Here is a 24999-nt window from a genome sequence, read left to right on the forward strand (position 1 = left end):
GGCAGAGGAAACCATGCATATTCATATTGAAAACGACCCGGCCAGCCCGCAGGCGCTGCAGCTCTCTAAAGCGCTGCTCTGGCAGCGGCTGGAGACAAATCCGGCGCTGCAGGGCAAATTCACGCTGTCAGAAAATAACGATCCTCAGCATCTGGCGGAATTTCTTCCGGTGGCGGATATCCTCTGGGCCGGACGTAAGTTCCCGTTGTATCAGCATGCGGCAGATGCCACCCGGCTGCGATGGGTGCAGGTCATCTCCGCTGGCGTGGAAAGCTGGCTGGAGAAGTGGCCCGATACGGTTCAGCTGACTAACGCCTCCGGCGTGCATGGCGATAAGGGGGCGGAATTCATTCTGATGTCTGCCCTGATGTTTAACTACGGCATCCCTGGCTTTCTGCAGGATCAGGCGAATCAGCAGTGGCGTCCAGCTTTTGGCGGCTGCGCCAGCGGTAAAAAAGTGCTGCTGCTTGGGCTGGGCGGCATTGGCGCGGCAGCCGCCGCGTTGCTGACCCGACAGGGTTACCAGGTGGTGGGCGTGACCCGCAGTGGGCAAACCACCGCCACAGTTGCGCGCTGCATCAGCATCGAAGAGGTGGATGCCGAGCTGGCGGATACCGACGTGCTGGTCTCCACCCTGCCACTGACGCCGGAAACTGACGGACTGTTCAGTCGCGAAAGGCTGGCGAAACTGCCTTCCCGTGCCGGTGTGATCATCGTGGGCCGCGCGCGCGTTTTCGATTACGACGCGCTCAGCGACAGGCTGAAAGCCGGAACGCTGGCTGGCGCGGTGCTGGATGTATTTTACGAGGAGCCGCTGCCGCAGGGCGACGCGCTCTGGCAGGTGCCGAGGTTGATTATGACCCCGCACTGTAGCCTTGACGATCATGGTGCCTATCTTGACGGCTGCCTGACGCTATTTTTGCAAAATCTCGAACGGTATCTGGCCGGAGAGCCGCTTATAAACCGTGTGAGTAAACAGAAAGGGTATTGATCTTACGGCCCAACGCCAACAGCGGTCATGACTTACAGGTCATCGCTTATACCTTCACCTGCACCAGGGGATCCTCAGAATGAAATTAGCACGCATCGCTTTGTTAGTATCCGGTCTGACCGGCGCACTGCTCTCTCTTTCCGCACAGGCTGCGGACACGGTTAAACCTTCCGCCGAAGATTTTGCTGCAATGGCGCAGTGTAAAACCTTGCAGGCGAAATATCCTTCGCTGGTCGGCAAGGATGTGGTGGTAGGGCTGGGCGGCTATACCAAGGGCTTTGAAGCGCCTTCGGAAGCCGACCCAACGGTGATTGAAGGTCTGGACCCGTCGCTGTTTGACCGTATTGGCGGCTGTCTGGGCTTTAAGCACACCTACCAGAACGGCTCTTTTAACGTGCTGCTGACCTCTATCTCCAGCGGCCGCGCCGATATTGGCCCGATGCTGTACGTCACGCCAGAGCGTCTGAAGCAGATTGCGTTTGTGGCTTCCGTGCAGGTACAGGATGGCTCCATTGTGGCGAAAGGCAACCCAGAGAAAATCGTAAGCGCAGACGATCTGTGCGGCAGAACGGTGGCGGCCGCTGCCGGTACTTATGAAGCCACCAAACTTGTGCCGGAGCAGACCGCCAAATGTAAAGCCGCCGGCAAACCGGATGTGAATATGCTGATGGTGCAGAACACCGATAACAGCATTCAGGCGATCAAAAGCGGTCGTGCCGACATCTATCTGACCGAAGCGGGGTCTGCTCGTGAAATCGCTAAAGCCGATCCAGCCTTTGAAACGGCATTCACCGTTGACCTGCCGATCATGGTTGGTTTCCCCATCGCTAAGAACAATACCGTGATGCGTCATGCGGTGCTGGATGCGATGAAAGTGATCCAGCAGAGCGGTGCGCAGAAAAAACTGCTGGATTTCTGGGGCCAGGGTGCCAGCGCACAGCGTATTGCTGTTGATAAAGGCTAAGTCCGCCATAGCCCTTTCGCTGGCGTGCTGCTGCGCCAGCAAAAAGGGGAGAGCAAGCGTCCGACCGCTGGAGAAAAAGCGTGGATGATTTTCTTAAGTATCTGACCCTGCCCTACCTGTGGCAGGGAGCCGTTATCGCTCTGCAACTGCTGGTCGGTGCGCTGGCTGGTGGGGTGATTATTGGCTTCTTCCTGGCGCTGGCCAGCACCTCCCGCCACTGGATTATCCGTTTTCCGGTGCAGGTCTATATCTATATTTTGCGCGGCACGCCGGTGCTGTTGCAGCTGATCCTGCTCTACAACGTGCTGCCACAGTTTGGCCTGCGCTTCAGTCCTTTCCTCAGCGCCCTGCTGGCGTTGATGATCAACGAAACGGCGTTCTGTGCGGAGATTATCCGTGGCGGCATCCTCGCCACCGACAGGGATCAGCGCACCGCCGCGCAGGCTTTTGGCTATTCCCGCACCAAAGAGATGATCCATGTGGTTATCCCTCAGGCCCTGCGCGCTATTCTGCCCACGATGGGCAACGAGGCGGTTGGCCTGCTGAAATCCACCTCGCTGGCTTCTGTGGTTGGCGTCAACGAGCTGACCATGCGCGGGCAGACCATCGTTTCACAGAACTTCCTGTTTATTCCTGTGCTGGTGGCTTCGGGCGGCATCTATATGATCCTCTCTTCGCTGCTGGCGGCAGCGCAATGGTGGCTGGAGCGCCACTACAACCTCGAAGATCGCGCCCGTCGCGCCCGTCTGCGGCTGGAGAAGCTGCCAATGCCCGCAGAAGCGGAAGTAGTGGCGCTGCCGAAGCAGCGTTGGGATAGCAACAAAGCCGCGCCGGTGCTGGAAATCGACAATCTCTGCGTCGAGTATGGCAGCAAGCCGGTGCTGAAGGATCTCTCACTGCACATACGTCGTGGTGAAGTCGTGGTGCTGCTGGGCCGCTCCGGCTCCGGCAAGAGTACGCTGCTGAAATCCATTCTGGCGTTGACGCCACGCTCCGGCGGCAGGATTGCTACGGAAGGCCATATTATGGGGTACGACGAAAGCGGACGTGCGTTGCCAGACCGCCTGCTCCCCCTGAACCGCGCTCGTTCCGGGATTGGTATAGTCTTCCAGCACTTCGCGCTGTTTGACCACCTTACCGCGCTGGATAACGCCATGAGTATTCCGCTGCGCGTACAGGGCATGCAGGAAGAGGCGGCGCGTGCCAAAGGTCTCCGTGCACTGCGCGCCGTGGGCCTGGGTGACTTCGTCGCTAATCTGCCGCACGAACTGTCAGGCGGTCAGAAACAGCGGGTGGGCATTGCCAGGGCATTAGCGGCTGAGCCACGTATCCTGCTGTTTGATGAGCCAACCTCCGCGCTGGACCCGGAGCTGGTGCGTGAAGTGAACCAGACTATCCGTAATCTGTCCCAGACCGGCATCACCATGATTATCAGTACACACGATATCGCTTTCGCCTCAAGCGTGGCTGACCGGGTGGTATTCCTGCAAGGGGGACAGCTGATTGAGCAGGGACCGCCAGCGATCCTGAAGCAGCCGCAAACCGAAGCGTTCGCCACTTTCCTTAAGCATGAACAGGAACATCAGGAGAACCAGCATGCGTAACGTGCTGCCTTTTGAGCAGGAAGCGCGCCAGCGTTTAGGCGAGCCGCTCTACCGTTACATGATGGGCCAACCAGCGGATGCGTTACTGGCCGCCGCAGACGGCAACAGCCAGGATTTGCAACGCTATCGCCTGCTGCCACGGGTGATGCGTGGGAATAACGGCATTGATACGTCGGTCACTTTTGCCGGGCATCGCTGGTCTGCGCCCCTTGGCGTAGGCGCATTTGCCGGGGATGTGGTTTTTCATCCTGAAGGGCTGCTGCCGATTGCCCGTGCCTGCAGGCGTCTGCAACTGCCGCTGGCCATCTCGGAAGAGACGGTGACCCCGCTGCGTGAGATTTGCGCTGAATATCAGGGCTGCTGGCTGCAACTCCGCGCGGCAGGCGACCTGTCGCGTATTGAAGCGTTGATTGCCCATGCGGCGGAATGCGGCGCCAGCGGCATTATCCTCACCGTGCTGGCTCCGGTACATCCGGTGTCTGGCCTGCAACCCGGCGGCTTCTCCATCGGCGACGCCCTGTTGCAGCGCGGCCTGAAAACCATCGGTTCCACCGGACCGGGCGTGCAGCCTCTGCCAGCGTTTCCCTGCTGGGGCTGGGATGAACTGCGACAGGCGTGCGAACTGGCTGCCCGCCATAAGCTGCCGCTGCTGGTGAAAGGCGTTTTACATCCGGATGACGCGGCTGCGGCGCACAATGCAGGTTGCCAGGGCATCATCGCTTCAAATATCGGTCTGCGTCAGAGCTCACGTTGGGTCTCTCCTGTGCAGCAGCTGCCTGCGCTGCGCCAGCGCTATTCTGGCGAGCTGGTGCTGGATGGCGGCGTACGCAGCGGCACCGACGCGGTAGTGGCGGCCTGTCTTGGGGCTTCGCTGTCGCTGGCGGTCAGGCCAGTGATGGGCGCGCTGGTGGCGGGTGGCGAAGAGGCGGTCTTCGGCCTGCTCTCCGGCTGGATCAACGAAATCACTGCCCTGAGCCACTGGTGCGGCGTCAGCAGCATCAGCGAACTGAACCCCTCATTTCTTACTCTCGCCGGAGCCGAATCAGCATGACGATCTCTTTAGTTCTCAACCAGGGCGACGCCAGCGAGTCGCGCATTTATTACTGCGCTCACTATCTGGCGGAGAGCCTGGGCCTGTTTGCCAGCCATGGCCTGAAAGTCATCTTCACCACCGCCGAATCTGGCGGGAAAACGGTGCAGGGCGGACAGGTGCCTGCGGTGATCGCAGGGGAAGCGGATCTGACTATCGGCGGCCCGATGGTGATGATGAAAAATTATCAGGAAAACGGCCCGGCACTGGTCTGCTTTGCCGCCGCCGTCTCGGCAAATCCGTGGTTTTTGGCCGCAGGTAAAGCTGACAACAACTTCACCCTCGGCAGCCTGCGCGGTAAACGCGTGATTGATGTGGGCAATGTCGGGACTGCGACCCTCAGCTTCAACTGGTTGCTGCGCCAGCATCATCTGGAAAAAGAGGTTGAGCTGATTGCCGGAAGCGGCGATGAAGCGGCCGATTTTGCCGCCATCAGCCGGGGTGATGCGGAGTATGCGCTGCACTCTGTGCATGCGCTGGCACCCTTCATGGCGCGAGGAGAACTGCACACCGTTGCCAGCCTCGCCCCGTTTTGTGGCGATATTCCGTGGAGTGCCTATATTGCCCGCCGTGACGTAATGGCGGAGAAACAGGCGGCCTTCAGCGCGTTTACCGCAGCAATGCGCGAGGCGCAGCAGTGGCTTCAGAGCCACAGCGCGGAAGCGCTGGCGGCTCAGGTTCAGCCCTGGTACCCCGACTATCCGTCAGCGGCGCTGGTTACTGGTCTGGAGGCTTATCTTAAAACAAACGTCTTTGCGGCTTCCCCACTGATGAGGCGTGAGGATTTCGACCGCTTTGTCGTACTGCTGACTGAAGCAGGCTGGCTCACGCCGGCTATCCCGGTGCCTTTTGCCGCGCTGGTGGATGTCTCTTTCGCCGCTGGCGTGCACCCTTAACAGGAGAAACGGCATGAAAACGTTAATTATTAATGGCCTTGTGGTGCTGGAAAGCGGTGAAGTTCAGGCCGACCTGCTGATTGAGCAGGGGAAAATCGCCGCTATCCTGGCGCGCGGCACGACATTACCTGCCGCCGATGAAACTATCGATGCCACCGGGCTGGTGGTTATGCCTGGCGCGATTGATGTGCATACCCACTTCACCGGCTCGCACGACTTCCCGGAGCTGGAGCTGCGTGAGGGCACGCGTGGTGCGGCTGCCCATGGCGTCACCACCATTGTGGAGATGCCGCACTCCTTGCCGCCTGCGACCTCGACAAAAAACTTTATCGCCAAGCGCGAGATGCTGGCCCGCAGCTGTTCGGTCGACTTCGCGATGTGGGCAGGTCTGGATGGCAGTAATGTCAGCCAGCTTGCAGAGCTGGATGCGCTGGGCGCTATCGCCTTCAAAGCTTTTCTGTGCAGCGGCGCGGTCAACGGTGAAGCGACCGATGAGAAGGGACTGCCGCGCCTGAACGATGACGGTCTGCTGCGTGCGATGCGCGAGCTGAAAACCTTTGATGGCCTGATTGGCGTGCATGCCGAGAATCACGATATCCTGATTGGCGCAGGCAGCGAACTGCGTGAAGCAGGGCGGAAAGATACCCGTGCTCATGCGCTGGCAGGCCCCGAGATTGCTGAAATCGAAGCTGTTGGCCGCGTGCTGCAAATTGCCAAAGCTACCGGCGCCAGGGCGCATATCGTGCACGTTAGCTCGGCTAAGGCCGCACAGCAAATTGCCGAGGCCCGTCCGGAAGTGCGCGTGACGTTTGAAACCTGTCCTCACTATCTGATGCTTGATGAAGAGGATTTAGTCCGCATTGGCCCCAACGCCCGCTGCGGGCCGCCAATCCGCCCGCGCCCGGTGGTGGAAGCGCTGTGGCAGGTGCTGCACAGCGGTGAAATTGATCTGCTAGCCTCCGATCATTGCCCCTATACGCCGGAGCAGAAGCTGGCTGGTCTGGAAAACATCTGGGAGGCGGGCATGGGCCTGACCGGCGTGGAGACGCTGGGGCCGATGTTCTACAGCGAGGGTCATGTAAAACGCGGCCTCTCCCTGCAAGATTTCGCCCGCATGACGGCTACCGGCCCGGCAAAGGCTTTCCAGCTCTACCCGCAGAAGGGCGCTATCGCACCCGGCTGCGATGCTGACCTGGCCTTTTACGATCCCACCGTGAGCTGGACGGTTGAAGGCGCGAAGTTCCAGGGACTGGGCAAGTGGAGCGCTTTTGAAGGCATGGCCTGTCAGGGTAACGTTGTCCGCACCCTGATCCGCGGCGTGACCGTCTTTTCGCAGGGCGAAATGCAGGTTGAACCCGGATTTGGTCAGTTCCAGACCCGCACCCATTAATGAGTTAATCAGGACAGTGCTATGGCCGCTAAATCCGCGATGCCCGCGCGTAAAACGGGAAAATGGCAGCAAATCGACGAGGAGGATATCGACAAGAGCTGGGCGCTCGCCAGACCGCGCACGCTGGTCGATCACGCTGTGGACGCCATTCTTTCGGCTGCCTCCCGCGGGCTGCTGCTGCCTGGCGATCGCGTGTCCGAACCGGATCTGGTGACCCGTCTGGGCATGAGCCGTGTGCCCATTCGCGAAGCGCTGCGCATTCTGGAAAGTCAGGGCATTGTCTCCAGCGAGCCCTACAAAGGCATTCGTCTGATGGAGATTTCACACGAGCGACTGGAGCAGATCATTGATGTCCGTGTGCCATTAGAGACGCTGGCCTGTCGCCGCGCCATAGAAGCGGGGCGCAACGGCCCGCGTCAAATCCGCATTCTTAATGAGAGCGTGGAAGAACTGTTGCTGATGCAGCAGCGCAACGACGTATACGGCTTTGCCTCGGCAGATACCGCTTTCCACCGCGTGCTGTGCAGCTTTGCCATGAACCCGGTGCTGAGCAATCTCTGGGAGTCCATTGCCCGCCAGCTGACGGTGATCTTCGGCCTCTCGACGATGGGCAAATCGATGTCAGCCATCATCGAAGAGCATCAGCGGCTGGTCGATGTGTTTGCCGAAGGAGATATCCGCAAAATGGCGGAAGAGATTGAACAGCATATCCGCGTGCAGGCGCTGGATGTGGATTATGAAAAAATTATCGCAGAGCGCCGCAAAACACTTTCGCAGGCAGAGTAGCCCTGCTTCAGGATTTCGCCACCAGGAACCGAATTGATGAAAATTACTGATGTAGAAGCCTTTTACTTAAGGCTGCCAAACATTGAGAAGCGCACCGACAGTTCTCAGGATGCGTTGCTGATTAAGATCTCCACCGATGCCGGGTACACGGGCTGGGGAGAAGTGGATGGCAGCCCTTACGTGACCAAAGCGATCATTGATGCGCCCTATTCCCATACCATGGTCACCGGCCTGAAGTCGCTGCTGATTGGCGAGAACCCGCTGGATACCAAACGGCTCTGGAGCAAAATGCACCGTGCGACTATTTATTACGGGCGCAACGGCGCGGTGATCCAGGCGATGGCCGGGATAGATATCGCGCTGTGGGACATTAAAGGCAAGGCGCTGGATAAGCCGATTGTGGATCTGCTGGGCGGCGCGATGCGCGAAAAAATGCGCGTCTACTCCTCCAACATGTTCCAGTACAGCATTGAAGAAACCGTTGCCCGCGCCCGCCATGCGGTGGATACCGGGCATACCGGCGTGAAATTTGGCTGGGAACCCTTTGGTGAAAATGAAGCGCTGGATATGCGCTATCTTGATGCACTTCGCCGCGCAATTGGCGATGATGTCGACCTGATGCTTGATGTTGGTCATGCCTGGGACGCCAAAACCACTATTCGCCGCGCGGAGCGTTTCGATCCCTTTAACCTGTTCTGGATTGAAGAGCCGCTGCATCCCGATAACTTTGCGGGATATGGCCAGGTTTCTGCGGCCTGTACTCAGCACATTGCGGCGGGCGAGCAGGAGTGCTCGGTCAGCGGTTTCCAGCGTCTGATAGACGAAGGTGGTATTGATATCGTCCAGATCGATCTGACCCGCACCGGCTTCACTCAGGCGATTGAGATTGCAGACTATGCGCACAGTCGTGGCCGCAAAGTCTGCAACCACAATTTCACTACTGACATCAATACGGCAGCCTCTTTGCACTTCCTCTGCGCCATCGAGAATGCGCTGGTGATGGAGTATTGTGTTGAACCTGGTGAAATCAGCCGTTCGCTGGCGAAAAATCCGGTACGGATTGAAGAGGGCTTTGCCTGGCTGCCCGACGGGCCGGGCCTGGGCGTGGAGCCGCGTGAAGAAATTATTGAGAAGTTTCTGGTCCGGGAGTGATCCCCGACTTCAGGCTGTTGCCGGATAATGATTCCAGGGCTGCTGACGGGCAGCCTTTTTCATGTTGCAGGCTTGTTGAACATTCTCCCTCCGTCTACCCTCTGGTACGCATTGAAGTAGGGTGATGAGGGTGAAATGAAGGAAAAGATCGGCTGGATTGATAATTTACGTGCTGTGGCCTGCCTGATGGTCATCATGATCCACACCACGACCTGGTATGTGACTAACAGCACGGCAGTGGGCGAGCATACCTGGGATGTCTCTAACCTGCTGAATTCAGCCTCACGCGTCTGTGTACCGCTTTTCTTTATGATCTCGGGTTATCTGTTTTATGGCGAACGGAGCGCCCAGGGGCGGCATTTCCTGCGTATTGTGCTTTGCCTGGCCTTTTACAGTGCGGTTTCCCTGACCTATATCACCCTGCTGACGCCCATCAATGAAATGATTTCAGTCAGACATCTGTTACAAAAACCGGTGTTCTATCATTTATGGTTTTTCTTCGCGATTATTCCCGTCTATCTGCTTTCACCGCTTATTCAGGTTAAGGCTGTGCGGGCAGGCTATCTGGCTGCCGTCACGCTGGTGCTGGCGGTGCTGGCTAATCCCAATACCGTTGATCAATCTGTAGGGCCTTTCCACTGGCTACCGCTGAACCTATATCTCAGCGGGGACAGCATCTATTACCTGCTTTACGCACTGTTTGGGCGGGCGATTGGCATGATGGATACCAGTAAACGCGGGGTCAGTTGGGTGGCAGGCACCGTGTTTATTGCCAGCGTGGCAGGCATTGCGATGGGGACAAAAAAGCAGCTGGCGATCAACGGCGCTTTTGCCGATACCTGGTATCTTTACTGCGGCCCGGTGGTGTTTATCGCGGCGGTCAGCCTGCTGATCCTGTTTAAGAACTGCCTGAATCAGCGCCCGTTGCCCTTTTTAGCGCTGATTTCACGGAACTCCCTGCCCATTTACGGTTTTCACGCGCTGTTTATCCATTTTATCCGCACGCATCATCTTGATAACACCGACCATCCATTCATCGATATTCCGCTGGTCTTTACGGTTACGCTGTCTGGCAGCCTGCTGCTGGCGATGGGATTACGTCGGCTGGATAAGGCGCATCTGGTGAGCTGACTGGGTTAAGCCTGACTGGCTTTTAACTTTGTTGTGCGCCATAATCTTGCACATAAAACAGGCACAGGATTTATTATGAGAACGGCTAATACGGCTAAAAAACGTAGCACCAACGTCTATCTCAGTGCTGAGCTGATCGATCGGGCAAAAGCGCTGGATCTGAATCTGTCTGCCACGCTTAACAGCGCTCTGGAAAAGGCGGTTAAAGAGCGGCAACGGGAAAAGTGGCTGGCTGAAAATCGGGCAGGACTTGATGCTCTGAACGGATTTATTGCAGAAAAGGGCCTGTTTACGGACGACGATAACTTCAGGATTTTATAGTGGAACAATTTTCAGTTTATAAAAATCAGGGAAGAAACCGCCAGACTTATCCTTACTTTATTACCGTTCAGTCGGATTTACTGAGTCATCTTTCAACCAGGTTGGTTATGCCACTGGCGCAAAAGTCAGAAATGAATTCTCAAGTTAAATCGCTTACTCCGCAGATTACCATTGATGAATCTGACTACGTGGTGCTGACATCAATGCTCACCACCACGGAGGTTAAAAACCTCAGCGCTCAGAATTTTGTCCAGAACGCCGCTGAACTGCGGGATAAGATCGTCTCCGCTATAGATTTGTTAGTTCTGGGCATTTAGCGCCTCTGCTTAAGCACCGTACCCCATAACGGCAAGCAGGTGATGCGCCTGCTGGACGGCATCCTGACGGTGCGCAATGCCCATCTTCTGATAGAGATTGCGGATATGCGTCTTGATGGTGGTGGCCGCTACCGCCAGCTCTTCAGCAATCTGTTCATTGCTGTAGCCTGAATAGATCAGCCCCAGCACCTGCCATTCGCGCTGGGTTAGCGGACTGGTGCGGATCAGCTCCGGCACCTGCGGATGCGTCAGCAATTTCGTGACAAAACCCTCGTCGAAATGGGCAAACTTATGCCGGTGGTGCTGATTCAGCTCGCGAAGGATCTGCTGCGCCCGGCGCTGTTCAAGCTCTGGTAACAGATTCAGCTGTAACAGCTGCCTTAACTGTTGCGCCATCATCTCTCCTTCAATCACAAAATGACTGATAAAGCCCGTGCGGTTCGCCAGCCCCAGCGCCTCTATCAGTACCTGCTGCGCCTCGCTTTTCCTGCCGGTATGCCAGTAAACCAGATTGCTCAGCAGCAGGTTACGGTTGAGATCGCTGAGCAGGCGAAGCTGGCGGGCATTGCTGTTAAGTTCATCCAGCACCACTTCCGCTTCGTTAAACTGTTCTAATAATATCTGCGCACGGGCAATGGTGCGCCACTGCCCCTGCTGGAAATGATTATCTGCCACGCCCGGTTTCCGCGCCTGCTGCATCCACTGGCGTGCGGCCGCTTTATTTCCGGTAATCTGCCAGTAAATCACCCGGGTTTTATCAGTATTTGTCAGCCAGTCGATGTGATACTGACCAGTTTTTAACAGCCCTTCGCAACGTTGCAGATAGTGGTTAGCATTATCAAGCTGGCCGCGAGCCAGCGAGCATTTCGCCAGCATCGCCAGGCACTGTAGCTGCTGCTGGGGCTGGAAATTAGTCAGCACAGCCAGGCCCTGACGGGCGGCGGCCTCGGCATCATCAAGACGGGACCAGGACCAGAGAACCTGGGCGCGTAAACGCAGCAGGAACTCATGCATCGGCAGCTGTTCCAGATGCTGTTCCCGCACCAGTTCAAAGCCGCGATCCTGCATCTCATAAGCCGCTTGTAAAAAGCCCTGGGCTATCAGGATCTCGCTCTGTTGCAGCAGTGCCCAGAGCGCATAGTGATAAACCTGATAACGCCTGGCGATCTGCTCCGTCTGTTGCATCAGCGGCAGCGCACGCGCCAGGTCGCCTTTACAGTGCTGGATCTCTCCCGTTACTGACGTCGCCACAATACGGCTGTAGTAACTGTCGTGCGGCAAAAAGCGCAGGGCTTCCAACGCCAGCCGTTCCGCCTCTTCCTGGCGGCCATCGTTAATCGCTACCTGCGCGCGCAGCGCATCAAACTCGGCGGCGAGATCCTGTGCCATCGAGATATCCCGCTGCTGCATCTCCGCCTGAGCACGCGAGAGCAGGGCGTCCACTTCCGCGTAGCGATGCTGACTTTGTGCCAGCCATGCCTGTAACAGGACCAGCTTAGGGTTGAGGATCATCTGATCGTAGGGCAGCGCATTCAGGCACTCTTCAAGCAGCGCCAGCTCGCTCTGGTTAAACAGCGCCCAGGCGTGCTGCAACATAATATCGCGCAGCATATCGGTATCTTTGGCGCCTAACGCATGATGAATAGCCTCAGCCGGGAAGCCCTGCGCCAGCCAGCCCTCAGCGGCGGCACGGTGAATGGCGGGCAGCTCGCTGGCCCGCTCCCACTGGCAGCGCTGACGCAGGAAAGAGGCAAACAGCGGATGGAAGTTGAACCATTCGCCGGTGTCATCCATGCGATGAATAAATAACCCCTGACTCTCCAGCGACTCCAGCCGCTGCTGGCCGTTTTCACCGCCCATCAGGCGCACTATCAGCGAGTCGTTCATCGAGCGTAACAGCGAGCAGCGCAGCAGAAACTCACGGGTCGGGCCATCCACCCTGTCGAGTACCTCTTCCACCAGGTAGTGAGAGAGATGACTGGCATTTACTCCGGCCAGCTTACGGGCAGATTGTTGCGTTGACTGCTGCGCTGGCGTGGTGGACTGCCGGGCGGAGAGGGCAATCAGCTGCAGGGCAGTCGCCCAGCCCGCCACCTCGTCACAAAGCCGGTGGCTGTCAGCCTGGTCGATAGGCTCACTCAGGCGGAAATCAAAAAACTGCTGCGTCTCGCTGTGCGTAAAGGCTAACTGGCTTGAGTTGAGTTCCAGCAGCTGGTCGCGCACGCGCAAGTTGGCAATGCCCAGCGAAGGCAGCGTCCTTGAGAGGATCAGCAGTGAGACGTTTTCAGGCTGGTGCCGCAGAAAAAACCGCATGCCTTCGTCAATCGCGGCATTGGTAATCAGGTGGTAGTCATCTATCACCAGCATCAGCGGTTGGTGCCACTCCGACAGCTCGACGAACAGCTGCGCGAACAGAGCAGAGAGGCTGGCGTACTGATGCTTCTGACTTAAGGCTTCGCTCTTGACGCAGTGACCGCCGGTGGCGTGCTGCACCGCCGCAATCAGATAGCTGACGAAGCGCTCGGGCTGATTGTCGCTCTCATCGAGCGAGTACCAACCCAGATAATTTTTGCCGGAGGCCCAGTGCGCCATCAGCGTGGTTTTGCCGTAGCCGGCCGGGCTGGTTACCAGCGTCAGCCGGTAATTTTGCGCAGCGGAAAGTCTCGTCAGCAAACGCTCGCGCACCACCGTATTTTGCAACCGCACAGGGCGGCTCAGTTTCGAAGGGATCAGCATAGTTTCGTTTCTTATGACGTAGGCCAGAGAGGGGATATCTTTATTTTACTGTGTGTAATTAATCAGTTTTCCTTAAGGTCTGCCTTCAAGGTGTTGATTGCAAGCAGGATTGAAATTTTTGTTTCATTTAGTCGCACTTCATCACATTTTTAAAAATCGGAGTTTCCGCGTGCCTCTTTCTGCACAAGCTACGCCCCATTTCTCCTCCCTCTCTAATTTCTTGCGGGAGGATGTTGCGCCCCTGCTCAACCTGCAGCATGGAAGAAATTTTATGGAGAGTAAGGAAAAGTGATGCAGGTTCAGTTTAATAAATCGCTGTTTCTGGCCGCGCTGACCCGTCAGTGGCAGGGCTTTGGATTGCACCAGGCACAGGAAATGACGCCGCATCAGTGGTGGCAGGCGATCAGCGCGGCGCTTTCCGAACAGCTGAATGCGCAGCCAGCCCCTCCGGCGGCACCCTTATCACAGCGCCACGTTAATTACCTTTCAATGGAGTTTCTGATTGGTCGCCTGACCGCCAGTAACCTGATCAATCTTGGCTGGGCTGAAGAGGTGAAAGCGGTGCTGAAGCAGCAGGGCGTAGAGCTGGCTGATGTGCTGGAGCAGGAGGTTGACCCGGCGTTAGGTAACGGCGGGCTGGGCAGACTCGCCGCCTGTTTTCTGGACTCTATGGCCACCGTTGGCCAGCCCGCTACCGGCTACGGGCTGAACTATCAGTACGGGCTGTTCCGCCAGTCGTTCCGTGACGGCGAGCAGCAGGAAGCGCCCGATAACTGGCATCGCGAAAGTTATCCCTGGTTCAGCCACAACAGCGCCTTAACGGTGGAAGTGAGCTTTGGCGGGGAGTTGATCAGGCACGATGATGGCCGCGAGCAGTGGCAACCCGCCTTCTCAATCCAGGGTGAGGCCTGGGATCTGCCGGTGATTGGCTATCAGAATGGCGTCACGCAGCCGTTGCGTCTGTGGCAGGCCGGGGCGCTTCAGCCTTTCGATTTAGCGCTGTTTAATGACGGCGAGTTCCTGAAAGCGGAACGGCAGGGCATTGAGGCAGCCAAACTCACCAAAGTGCTCTATCCCAACGACAATCACCAGGCGGGGAAACGTCTGCGCCTGATGCAGCAATATTTCCAGTGCGCCTGTTCAGTGGCGGATATTTTACGTCGCCACCACTTCCTGGGACGGAAGATTGAGGATTTACCTCGCTTTGAGGTTATTCAGCTTAACGATACCCACCCGACCATCGCCATCCCTGAGTTACTGCGCATCCTGCTGGATGAGCACCAACTGACGTGGGACGCCGCCTGGGCGATAGTCAGCCAGACCTTTGCCTACACCAACCACACGCTGATGCCGGAAGCGCTGGAATGCTGGGATGAAAAGCTGGTACGCAGCCTGCTGCCGCGTCATTTCTCGCTGATTAAGCAGATCAACGCCCGTTTTAAAAAGCTGGTTGAACAGCGCTGGCCGGGCGACAAGGCGGTCTGGGGAAAACTGGCCGTACACCATAACAAACAGGTTCGCATGGCTAACCTCTGCGTGGTCAGCGGCTTTGCGGTGAACGGGGTTGCGGCCCTGCACTCTGAACTGGTGGTGAAAGATCTCTTCCCGGAATATCACCAGCTGTGGCCGCAAAAATTCCATAACGTCACCAACGGCATCACGCCGCGTCGCTGGCTGAAACAGTGTAATCCTGCACTCTCTGCGCTGATTGACAGCAAGCTGGACAGCGGCTGGGTAACCGACCTTAACGCACTTAAAGGGCTGGAAGCCTTTGCTGACGATGGCGATTTTCAGCAGCGTTATCAGCAAATCAAGCGGGAGAACAAGCTGAAGCTGGTGAACTGGGTTCAGCACCATATGGGGATTACGCTGGATCCGGAGGCGATTTTCGATGTGCAGATCAAACGCCTTCACGAGTACAAACGTCAGCACCTCAATCTGCTGCATATTCTCTCGCTCTATCGCCAGATCCGCGATAACCCGGAAAAAGAAACGGTTCCACGCGTCTTCCTGTTCGGAGCAAAAGCTGCGCCGGGCTATTACCTGGCAAAAAATATTATTCACGCCATCAACAAAGTGGCTGAGAAAATCAATAACGACCCGCTGGTGGGCGACCGCCTGAAAGTGGTGTTTATCCCCGACTATCGCGTCTCGGTAGCGGAGCTGATGATCCCCGCCGCGGACGTATCGGAACAAATCTCCACCGCAGGTAAAGAGGCTTCCGGCACCGGTAATATGAAGCTGGCGCTGAATGGTGCGCTTACCGTCGGCACGCTGGATGGGGCGAACGTCGAGATAGCTGAAGAGGTAGGCAGTGAGCATATCTTTATCTTTGGTCATACCGTCGATCAGGTAAAAGCGTTGCTGAGCAAGGGTTACGATCCGCTTAAGCTGCGTAAAAAAGATAAGCATCTGCACAGCCTGCTGAAAGAGCTGGAGAACGGCTTCTTCAGCGGCGGAGATAAGCACGCCTTCGAACCGCTGCTGGAAAGCCTGCTTAAAGGTGGCGATCCCTACCTGGTGCTGGCTGACTTTGCTGATTACTGTGCCGCCCAGCAACGAGTTGAGGCGCTGTACCGTGATGCCACGCAGTGGACGCGCAGCGCCATACTGAATACGGCAAGAGTAGGCATGTTCAGCTCTGACCGGTCGATTCGTGACTATCAACAGCGGATCTGGCAGGCGAAGCGCTGAGGGGAATGTATGGAAAATAATGCACTTGAGCAGGCGGCCATGGAGGCGGGCATCGCCTCCGGTTTTATCAACGCGCACGGCAAGCCACAGGCGATAGCGGCTGAAACCAAGCGCGATCTGCTGCAGGCGATGGGATGGAGCGACGCACGCCGCACGCTGGTCAGCCCTGTTCCCACGGTGAAGGTCTTTACGGAAGGCAGCCGGTTTGCGCTTGCCGTCAGCGGAGAGGGGAATTACGGCTGGCTTTTCACTCAGGAAAATGGCAACACGCAGCAGGGTAAGGTCAAAGGCCGAATGACGCTGGCGCTGCCTGAGCCTGTTCCCTGTGGCTACCATCGGCTGACCCTTTCTCAGGGAAACCAAAGCTGGGAATGCAGGGTGATTATCGCCCCCAAGCGTTGCTTTGAACCAGAGCCGCTGCTGGCGGGGAAAAAGCTGTGGGGCGCCTGCGTCCAGCTTTATACGTTACGGTCGGCGCGCAACTGGGGGATTGGCGATTTCGGCGATCTGGCGCTGTTAGTGGACAATATTGCCTCACGCGGTGGCGCTTTTGTCGGCCTGAACCCGATCCATGCGCTTTTTCCCGGCGATCCCGATGCGGCCAGCCCTTACAGCCCCTCCTCCCGCCGCTGGCTGAACGTGATTTATATCGATGTCGCTGCGGTTGAAGACTTCTCTCTGAGCGAGGCCGCGCAGCAGTGGTGGGCCGCGCAGGAAACGCAACAGGCGCTACAGTCTGCGCGGGCTTCTGACTGGGTTGATTACAAACAGGTCATGGCGCTGAAATTAGAGGCGCTGCGGCTGGCTTACCCGCATTTCCTGGCGCGTAAACCCAGGGAAGCTTGCCGCCAGGCCTTTGACCGTTTTGTGAAGCAGGGCGGGGAAAGTCTGTGGCTACAGGCAGCTTATGATGCGTTATACGCCCATCTTGCCCGGCAGAGCGGTACGGCGCAGGGGTGGAACAACTGGCCGGAGGCCTGGCGCAACGCTCGCGGGCCAGCGGTTCGCGCCTTTTGCGAGCAGCAGGCGCCGGAGGTGGAATTTTATCTCTGGTTGCAATGGCTGGCTGAAACGCAGCTGGCAAACTGCTATCAGCTCAGCCAGCAGCAGGCGATGCCGATTGGCCTCTATCGCGACTTAGCCGTTGGCGTAGTGGAAGGTGGGGCGGAAACCTGGGGCGATGGCGAGCTTTACTGCCTGAAAGCTTCGGTAGGCGCGCCGCCCGATATTCTTGGTCCTCAGGGGCAGAACTGGGATTTGCGGCCGATGGATCCCTGGGCGATGGTCAGTCGCGGCTATCAGCCCTTTATCGATCTGCTGCGATCGAACATGATCCACTGCGGCGCGTTGCGTATCGATCATGTGATGGCGCTGCTGCGTTTGTGGTGGATCCCGGCAGGAGAGACGGCGGACAGGGGCGCTTATGTTCAGTATCCGGTTGATGATCTGCTGGCCATTCTGGCGCTGGAAAGCCAGCGGCACCGCTGTATGGTGATTGGTGAAGATCTGGGCACCGTTCCGGTTGAAATCGTCAGCAAACTGCGTGAAGGCGGCATCTATTCCTACAAGGTGCTCTATTTTGAGCGTGACGCGGAAAAGAGCTTCCGTGCGCCGCAGTCTTACCCGGTACAGGCGATGGCGACCCTGACCACGCACGATTTGCCCACCCTGCGCAGCTACTGGCAGGGGGATGATTTAACGCTGGGGAAAACGCTGGGACTTTACCGGGATGAAGCGGTACTCAAAGCGCTTTATGCCGACCGGGCCACGGCAAGGCAGAGCCTGCTGGATGGGCTGCATCACTACGGTTGCGTGCCGAAGAAAACCGGCAGGCAGGCAGCCTTAACGCCGCTGTCACCGGTGATCCGTCGTGGCTTACAGCGTTACGTAGCCGACAGCGCCAGCGCGCTGTTGGGGCTGCAACCGGAGGACTGGCTGGATATGCAGACGCCGGTGAACGTGCCGGGTACCAGCAGCGAATATCCCAACTGGCGTCGTAAGCTCACCCATACGCTGGAGGCGATGTTTGCCGACCCGGAAGTGAACGCGTTGATTAAGGATCTCGATAAGCGGCGCAGAAAGGTTTCCGTCAGGTAGAGGCGGGAGCGTTCACGCTATTCCCGATAATTTGCGGCTGAATGCTGCCCCTGATCCCGGGCAGCAGTTTTACTCTCTCTACTCATTTCTGAGAAATAATCGACGTACGCTTCTCTGCGAAGAGATCCGGTAAGGTGCTGCGCTGTCTGAACCACATCGCAAAGAAGGCGATTATCAGCAGCAGCTCGGCCAGATCGCCACCGTAATACATCCATTGTGCTGCGGCCTGGATCTCGCTGAGACTGGCTGAAGTACCCAGCGGATAGCCGTAACCGAACATCAGTTTACCGAGAATACCGTGTGCTGCGGTCGCCAGAAAAAGCACCGTAAGCCGCAAAGCTCTGCCAGGACGGCGTGGCGCAGGATCGGGGCCGGCGATTGACCAGGTAAACAGATAACCTGAAATCACAAAATGCAGATGAATAAATACAAACAGGGCGGGATTCGTCATGGTCAGGGTATAAAGCGGCGTCAGGTAGAGAAGGTACATCCCACCGATGTCGAGCACTGCGGCTGTAACCGGATGGATCAGAAACCGAACCGGCGGCGTTTTAAGGAAGTGCATAATGCGGCGTGCTGCAGAAGCGGGCAGGCTACGCAGCAACAGCGTGCCGGGGGCACCAAAGACCAGCCCGAGCGGACCAAACATGCCCAGCAACAGATGCTGACCCATATGACCACGCAGATCCTGATGCGCCCAGTCCGCCACGGGCGGCAGGACAGCGGTAATAATAAGTGCTGTGCCGAGAGTGAAGCTGGCGATGCGCCAGAGACGCCATCCGGCGGTTTTGCGCAGTCTGAAAGCAGCAGCCAGATAGAGGCAGAGCAGCACCGCAGGCAGGATAGCTAACAGAACAAACAGCACGGTTTGCCCTGCCATACCGCTGTGCTGTGACATGTGCTCCATCACTTAACTCCCCGTACTATGCCGTACAGAAACCCCCGAACGACGATAAAACAGGTATCCCGTTAACAGCAAAAGGAGACCAAAACCATTCCAGGCCAAATCGTAGGGCAAAAGGTTTTCGACGTAGCGGATCTGATGCAGCCCGAGCAGTTTGTGATCGATAATGCCGTCAAAGAGTTGAAAGCTGCCCATGCCAAAAAAGAATCCCGCCCAGGCGCGGGACCGATCAAGCGCGCGCCGGGCACGCAGGTCAATAAACATGAAAAAGCCCAGCACAAAAAATATCAGTTCCCCCGAGTGCAGTAAGCCGTCAGAGAAGAGGCCGAATGCGGGCGTGGACCAGTCAAAAAAATGGTGCCAGGCGAGCATCTGGTGAAACACGATTTCATCGACAGCGGCCATCATGCCAACACCCAGCGGGAAGGTGGCGAGTAGCGTACGTCGCAGATCGGGCTTGAGCACAGGTTCAGAAGAGGGCACAGATGTCTCCTTGGAAAATTACGTTATGGTTGATCTCTCTTAAGCGTAGCTAAAACAAGCGTGAGCTTCATTGCGATAGCGAAAGCAATTATCCTGGGCCTTATGCCGGGCGTAAAAATCAGCCGTGTCGGCAGGGCTGTGTCAGAAGCACAACAATAAAAAAGGGTGGCCATAAGGCCACCCAGGACACAGGACTGACTGTAATAACCCTATTACAGGTAAAAAATTTAGCCCTTCACGCCTCCGGCGGTGAGTCCTCCCACCAGCCAGCGTTGCGCTATCAGGAAGACGGCGGTAATTGGAATGGCAGAGAGGATGGCCGCTGCGGCAAAGTCTCCCCACAGATAGTTCTGCGGATTAAGGTATTGCTGCATTCCCACCGCCAGCGTGTAGCTGTTCACATCCCGCAGCAGCAGTGAGGCCACCGGCACTTCGGTAATCGCTGCAATAAACGACAGAATAAACACCACGGCCAGAATCGGCACGGAGAGCGGCAGCAGCACCAGCCGGAACGCCTGCCACGGCGAGGCGCCATCCAGCGCCGCTGCCTCCTCCAGCGAATTATCAATGGTTTCGAAGTAGCCTTTGATCGTCCAGACATGCAGCGCGATGCCGCCCATATAGGCAAAAATGACGCCGCCGTGGGTGTTCAGGCCGAGGAACGGAACGTACATCCCCAGCCGGTCAAACAGGGCATAGAGCGCCACCAGCGACAGCACCGCCGGGAACATCTGGAAAATCAGCATGCCCTTCAGCAACGAACTTTTCCCGCGAAACTTCATACGGGCAAAGGCATAAGCGCAGGTGGTGGAGAGCGCAACAATGCCGATGGCGGTGATCACCGCAATCTTGACGGAGTTCCAGAGCCAGAGCATCACCGGGAAGGGCGGCGGCGTAAGGCTGCCGTCACTGTTGGTGACGCTGATGCCAAGCGCCAGCTTCCAGTGATCCCAGGAGACCGTCTCCGGGATCAGGCTGCCGGTGGCGAAGTTACCTGGCCGTAACGAGATGGCAAACACCATCAGCAGCGGGAACAGGATCAGTGCAATAAAACTCAGCAATAACAGATGAGTGACCAGCAGCCTGACGCGCTGGGATTTTGGTTTAACCATCGCCATAACGCTTCCTTAATCAAATTTCATTCGTGAGGCTTTAAGGTTGATTACCGCCAGCGCGCCAACCAGCAGGAAAATCAGCGTGGCGATGGCGGCAGCCAGACCAAAGTCCTGCCCGCCGCCGCCCTCAAAGGCGATGCGCCAGGTATAGCTGACCAGCAGGTCGGTATGCCCGGCGGGCGTGGTGGTGCCCAGCCGGTCAGGGCCGCCATTGGTCAGCAGCTGAATTAACACAAAATTATTAAAATTAAAGGCAAAGCTGGCGATCATCAGCGGCGTCAGCGGCTTAATCAGCAGCGGCAGCGTGATGCGGAAGAAATTCTGTACCGGCGTGGCGCCATCCATTGCGGAAGCCTCGTACAGATCGTCCGGGATAGCTTTCAGCAGGCCCATACACAAAATCATCATGTAGGGATAACCAAGCCAGGTATTGACGATTACCAGCATGGTTCTGGCTGTCAGCGGGTCGCTGAACCAGGCGGGTTTAATCCCGAACAGCGCGCCCAGCATCAGGTTGATTTCACCAAAGCTCTGGTTAAATAACCCTTTGAAAATCAGTATTGAGATAAAAGCGGGTACGGCATAAGGCAGGATCAGCAGCAGGCGATACGCGGCCTTGCCCTTCAGCTCATCCCACTGCACAACACACGCCAGCACCATGCCCACTGCCGTGGTAAGCAGCACCGTGAGCAGCGAAAACACCACCGTCCAGACAAATATTGCCAGGAAAGGTTTTTGGATCCCCTCATCCTGAAATACGCGCAGGAAGTTTTTCCAGCCGATGCCTACCGTAAAGCCCGGACTGAGCGTTTCCGTTTCCCATGCGCCATGCGCATCAATGGACTGATAAAATCCGCTGTCCATGTTGGGGCTGTAGACTTTCCCGTTCTGGCTGTTGGTCAGGAGCCTGCCGTCATCGCCCAGTTTATAAAGTGGCTGGGTGCCGGAAAACTGCCGCAGCGAGCTCATTCGTAACGCCGTGCCGTCTGCGAGTTTTGCTGAAAGCTGGCCAAGCGCCTGGCGATTCTGCGTAATGACCCGCAGCCCGGCTCTGGCCGTTTCCGGTGCGGTTTGTGGCGCCATTTCCAGCGTCTGCGGAGCAGCGGGATCTAAGGTAAAGGGTCTGGAGACCAGCACCTCACTACTCTCGGGTGACGTCAGCGCCAGCTGCCACTCTTTGCCAGCGGGGTAGAGTGCAAAGTTCCACGCGTTGTCGGCGCGGAATTGTCTCTCCATCAGCACGCTCTGGGCGCGCTCAAAACTCAGCTGATGGACGCTGCTGTAGTTGGTGAAGGCGATGGCAATGGTACAGACCAGCGGGAACAGCACGAACAGCGCCATACCGGCGAGGCCGGGATAAACGTAACGCCAGGAGTAGGCCCGGCGGTTACCATAGATAAACAGGCCGAGACTGGAGAGGATCAGCGTCAGGATGGCAAACAGGTATTCGCCCTGCGCGTACATCAACACAATTAAATAACCAGCCACCAGAGCACACAGGCCGATAAGAGACCAGGCGAGCAGGGAGCGTCTGGCAGGCAGGCTGGTCTGAGCTACGGACATAGCAACAATCCTTTTTGGCACGATGCAGCCGCAAAACGGCTGCATCGCTGGTCGCGGAAGAAACGATTATTTGGTCACGCGGGTTTCCACATCTTTCAGCGCCTGAGGCACGGTCTGACGACCATTAACCGCATTGACGATGGCACTGCGCTCGGCATACCAGAAGGCGCTCATTTGCGGGATATTCGGCATGATTTCGCCATTCTTTGAGTTCGCCATGGTGGCGGCAATACGCGGATCTTTCTCCAGCTTAGACTGGTACGATTTCAACGCTACGGCGCCCAGCGGCTTATCTTTATTCACCACGGCCAGGCCGTCATCGGTGATCAGATAATTTTCCAGGAACTCCTTCGCCAGCTCTTTGTTCGGGCTGGCCGCATTGATGCCCGCCGTCAGCACGCCAACAAAGGGTTTGGAAGGCTTACCGTGGAAGGTCGGCAGCGGCGCAACGCCGTAGTTGATTTTGCTCTTGTCGAGGTTAGCCCAGGCCCAGGGACCGTCGATGGTCAGCGCCGTCTGGCCTTTATTAAAGGCCGCTTCGGCAATGGAGTAGTCGGTGTCGGCACTGATATGTTTGTTTTTCACTAAATCGACAATGAACTGCAGGCCAGCCTGCGATCCGGCGTTATTAACGCCCGTGTCTTTGGTGTCATATTTTCCTGCAACATACTTAAAGGCGTAACCGCCATCCGCAGCAATAATGGGCCAGGTAAAGTAGGGTTCCTGCAGGTTCCACATGATGGCGCTTTTGCCTTTTGCCCGCAGCGTTTTATCCAGCGCAGGGATCTCTTCCCAGGTTTTTGGCGGAGTTTTGATCAGGTCTTTGTTGTAAATCAGCGAGAGAGATTCCACCGCTACCGGATAACCAATCAGTTTGCCGTCGAAAGTGACCGCATCCCAGGTAAACGGGAACAGCTTATCTTTGAAAGCCTGGTCAGGAGAGATCTCGGCCACCAGACCGGACTGGGCATAACCGCCGAAACGATCGTGGGCCCAGAAAATGATATCGGGTCCGTCACCGGTCGCGGCAACCTGCGGATACTTCTCTTCCAGCTTGTCGGGATGCTCGACGGTGACTTTAATGCCCGTATCCTGCTCAAACTTTTTACCGACTTCCGCCAGGCCGTTATAGCCTTTGTCACCGTTGATCCAGATCACCAGCTTGCCTTCTTCTATTTTGGCAAAGGCGGCAGAGGAGAGAACCAGCGTTGCCAGTGCGGAGATCTTCACGGTGTGTCTGAGGATGTTCTTCATGCTGAGAGCCATAATCCAGTCCTTATAGTGCTGTGAGGCAGCAGATTTCTCTCTACACAGAGGGAAAAGAGAGGGTACGTTGCCAGTGTGGAGTTAACCCTCCGGGGCTTCATCCTCCCCCCACCTACGCCCCCACCCCTCAGACTGTGATGCCCCTAACACTCTGGGCGGTAATGACAGCTGACTCGCAAAATTAACCATCAGTTTTTGCCAGGCCGGTCACGAAATTGACTTTTAGCCTGAACTTTTCTTCGCGGCGCGCGGCGGCTCATCCTCCCTGCTCCTCCCCCGTGAAAAACCCGCTGACGGAGGATTACGCCCGGCACGCTTGTCGGCATCCTTCCTGACATTCAATTTCCTCTGCATGCGGCAGAGAGAGGAGTTCAGGATGGCGAGCGTTTCCCTAAGCGGCGTGCACAAAGCCTTTGGCGACACGGTGATCTCCAGCGATATCAACCTGGAGATTGAGGAAGGGGAGTTCGTGGTGTTTGTCGGGCCATCTGGCTGCGGTAAATCAACGCTGCTGCGGATGATTGCCGGTCTGGAAGAGATCACCTCTGGCGAACTGAAGATTGGCAATCAGCGTATGAATGAAGTCCCGCCTGCTGGTCGTGGCATCGGGATGGTGTTTCAGTCTTATGCGCTCTACCCCCACCTTTCGGTGGCGGAAAATATGTCTTTCGGCCTCAAGCTTTCGCGCACCAAAAAAGAGGAGATAGAGCAGCGGGTTAATCAGGTCTCTGAAGTCCTGCAGCTGGCTCATCTTCTGGAGCGGCGACCAAAAGCGCTCTCCGGCGGTCAGCGTCAGCGCGTGGCGATTGGCCGCACGCTGGTGGCAGAGCCAAGGGTATTTTTGCTGGACGAACCGCTCTCTAACCTTGATGCGGCGCTGCGTGTGCAGATGCGTATTGAGATCTCCCGGCTGCACAAGCGGCTGAAGCGCACGATGATCTACGTGACGCACGATCAGGTTGAGGCGATGACGCTGGCCGACAAAATCGTGGTGCTCAATGCCGGACGCATCGCGCAGATTGGTAAGCCGCTGGCGCTTTACCACTATCCAGCCAACCGGTTTGTGGCCGGGTTTATCGGCTCGCCCAGGATGAATTTCCTGCCGGTGAAAGTGATTGCCGCCGAGCCTGAGCGTGTACAGGTGGAACTGCCCGATCGCCAGTGGGTCTGGTTGCCTGTTGCAGGCAGCGACGTCACGGCGGGCAGCAATCTCTCGCTGGGTATTCGCCCTGAACATCTTTTACCGGGCGACAGCGCTGAAATCAGGCTTGCCGGTGAAGTGCAGGTCGTCGAACAGCTCGGTAATGAAACCCAGATCCATATCCAGATTCCGGCAATTCGTCAAAACCTGGTCTACCGCCAGAATGACGTGGTGCTGGTAGAAGAAGGTGCAACTTTCGCCATCGGCCTGCCGCCACACCGCTGTCATCTGTTCCGTGAAGACGGAACGGCCTGTCGCCGGTTACACCCGGAGCCCGGCGTTTAAATGCACCAGTCCC

General features: G+C 57.0%; 20 protein-coding genes. 14 read left to right on the plus strand and 6 right to left on the minus strand.

Going from position 1 to position 24999, the window contains the following annotated elements; all coding sequences use genetic code 11:
* Positions 1-13 precede the first annotated feature (13 nt).
* From SD961_RS03620 to SD961_RS03670, 11 genes are all read left to right on the plus strand, one after another.
* Complete coding sequence (locus SD961_RS03620) at positions 14-991, plus strand: D-2-hydroxyacid dehydrogenase (protein ID WP_318789036.1); 978 nt, start codon at positions 14-16, stop codon at positions 989-991.
* 79 nt (positions 992-1070) lie between these two features.
* The gene (locus tag SD961_RS03625; RefSeq protein WP_318789037.1) at positions 1071-1955 is read left to right on the plus strand and encodes a transporter substrate-binding domain-containing protein; all 885 of its coding nucleotides are present in this window, start codon (positions 1071-1073) and stop codon (positions 1953-1955) included.
* Between the two features lie 80 nt (positions 1956-2035).
* A complete protein-coding gene (locus tag SD961_RS03630; RefSeq protein ID WP_318789038.1) occupies positions 2036-3559 on the plus strand; it encodes an amino acid ABC transporter permease/ATP-binding protein in 1524 nt (507 codons plus the stop codon).
* Positions 3552-4610, plus strand: a complete 1059-nt coding sequence (locus SD961_RS03635) for an alpha-hydroxy acid oxidase (RefSeq protein ID WP_318789039.1) — start codon at positions 3552-3554, stop codon at positions 4608-4610. The genes SD961_RS03630 and SD961_RS03635 overlap by 8 nt, the downstream gene beginning before the upstream one ends.
* Positions 4607-5545, plus strand: a complete 939-nt coding sequence (locus SD961_RS03640) for an ABC transporter substrate-binding protein (RefSeq protein WP_318789040.1) — start codon at positions 4607-4609, stop codon at positions 5543-5545. The genes SD961_RS03635 and SD961_RS03640 overlap by 4 nt, the downstream gene beginning before the upstream one ends.
* A 13-nt stretch (positions 5546-5558) precedes the next feature.
* The gene (gene allB, locus SD961_RS03645; RefSeq protein WP_318789041.1) at positions 5559-6935 is read left to right on the plus strand and encodes an allantoinase AllB; all 1377 of its coding nucleotides are present in this window, start codon (positions 5559-5561) and stop codon (positions 6933-6935) included.
* 21 nt (positions 6936-6956) lie between these two features.
* The gene (locus tag SD961_RS03650) at positions 6957-7721 is read left to right on the plus strand and encodes a GntR family transcriptional regulator (protein WP_318789042.1); all 765 of its coding nucleotides are present in this window, start codon (positions 6957-6959) and stop codon (positions 7719-7721) included.
* Between the two features lie 36 nt (positions 7722-7757).
* Entirely contained in the window at positions 7758-8873 is a 1116-nt protein-coding gene (locus SD961_RS03655) for a mandelate racemase/muconate lactonizing enzyme family protein (RefSeq protein ID WP_318789043.1), read from the plus strand.
* A 135-nt stretch (positions 8874-9008) separates the two neighbouring features.
* Entirely contained in the window at positions 9009-10004 is a 996-nt protein-coding gene (locus tag SD961_RS03660) for an acyltransferase (RefSeq protein ID WP_318789044.1), read from the plus strand.
* A 75-nt stretch (positions 10005-10079) separates the two neighbouring features.
* Positions 10080-10325 carry a type II toxin-antitoxin system CcdA family antitoxin gene (locus SD961_RS03665; protein WP_318789045.1) on the plus strand — a complete coding sequence of 82 codons (246 nt, stop codon included), beginning with the start codon at positions 10080-10082 and terminating at the stop codon, positions 10323-10325.
* Positions 10325-10642 (plus strand): CcdB family protein, encoded by a 318-nt coding sequence (locus SD961_RS03670; protein ID WP_318789046.1) that lies wholly within the window; start codon positions 10325-10327, stop codon positions 10640-10642. Before SD961_RS03665 ends, SD961_RS03670 begins: the two co-directional genes overlap by 1 nt.
* Before the next feature lie 9 nt (positions 10643-10651).
* On the opposite strand, the gene malT is transcribed toward SD961_RS03670, so the two are convergent.
* The gene (malT, locus tag SD961_RS03675) at positions 10652-13378 is read right to left on the minus strand and encodes an HTH-type transcriptional regulator MalT (protein WP_318789047.1); all 2727 of its coding nucleotides are present in this window, start codon (positions 13376-13378) and stop codon (positions 10652-10654) included.
* Positions 13379-13669: 291 nt separating this feature from the next.
* On the opposite strand from malT, the gene malP reads away from it, so the two are divergent.
* Positions 13670-16072 carry a maltodextrin phosphorylase gene (gene malP, locus SD961_RS03680; RefSeq protein WP_318789048.1) on the plus strand — a complete coding sequence of 801 codons (2403 nt, stop codon included), beginning with the start codon at positions 13670-13672 and terminating at the stop codon, positions 16070-16072.
* Positions 16073-16081: 9 nt separating this feature from the next.
* On the plus strand, positions 16082-18169 hold the full coding sequence (gene malQ / locus SD961_RS03685) for a 4-alpha-glucanotransferase (protein WP_318789049.1): 2088 nt from the start codon (positions 16082-16084) through the stop codon (positions 18167-18169).
* Positions 18170-18251: 82 nt separating this feature from the next.
* Here malQ and SD961_RS03690 read toward each other — a convergent pair whose 3' ends face one another.
* From SD961_RS03690 to malE, 5 genes are all read right to left on the minus strand, one after another.
* Positions 18252-19076, minus strand: a complete 825-nt coding sequence (locus tag SD961_RS03690) for a cytochrome c oxidase assembly protein (RefSeq protein WP_318789050.1) — start codon at positions 19074-19076, stop codon at positions 18252-18254.
* A 3-nt stretch (positions 19077-19079) separates the two neighbouring features.
* On the minus strand, positions 19080-19556 hold the full coding sequence (locus SD961_RS03695; protein WP_318789051.1) for a DUF2243 domain-containing protein: 477 nt from the start codon (positions 19554-19556) through the stop codon (positions 19080-19082).
* Between the two features lie 227 nt (positions 19557-19783).
* Positions 19784-20674: a maltose ABC transporter permease MalG gene (malG, locus tag SD961_RS03700; protein WP_318789052.1), complete on the minus strand. Its 891-nt coding sequence runs from the start codon at positions 20672-20674 to the stop codon at positions 19784-19786.
* A 9-nt stretch (positions 20675-20683) separates the two neighbouring features.
* Positions 20684-22234 (minus strand): maltose ABC transporter permease MalF, encoded by a 1551-nt coding sequence (gene malF / locus SD961_RS03705; protein WP_318789053.1) that lies wholly within the window; start codon positions 22232-22234, stop codon positions 20684-20686.
* Positions 22235-22300: 66 nt separating this feature from the next.
* Positions 22301-23500: a maltose/maltodextrin ABC transporter substrate-binding protein MalE gene (gene malE, locus SD961_RS03710; RefSeq protein WP_318789054.1), complete on the minus strand. Its 1200-nt coding sequence runs from the start codon at positions 23498-23500 to the stop codon at positions 22301-22303.
* 376 nt (positions 23501-23876) lie between these two features.
* Between malE and malK the strand changes: the two genes are divergently transcribed.
* Positions 23877-24986: a maltose/maltodextrin ABC transporter ATP-binding protein MalK gene (gene malK / locus SD961_RS03715; RefSeq protein ID WP_318789055.1), complete on the plus strand. Its 1110-nt coding sequence runs from the start codon at positions 23877-23879 to the stop codon at positions 24984-24986.
* Positions 24987-24999 lie beyond the last annotated feature (13 nt).

This window comes from Erwinia sp. MMLR14_017 (assembly GCF_033657285.1).
Taxonomy (GTDB): Bacteria; Pseudomonadota; Gammaproteobacteria; order Enterobacterales; family Enterobacteriaceae; genus Erwinia.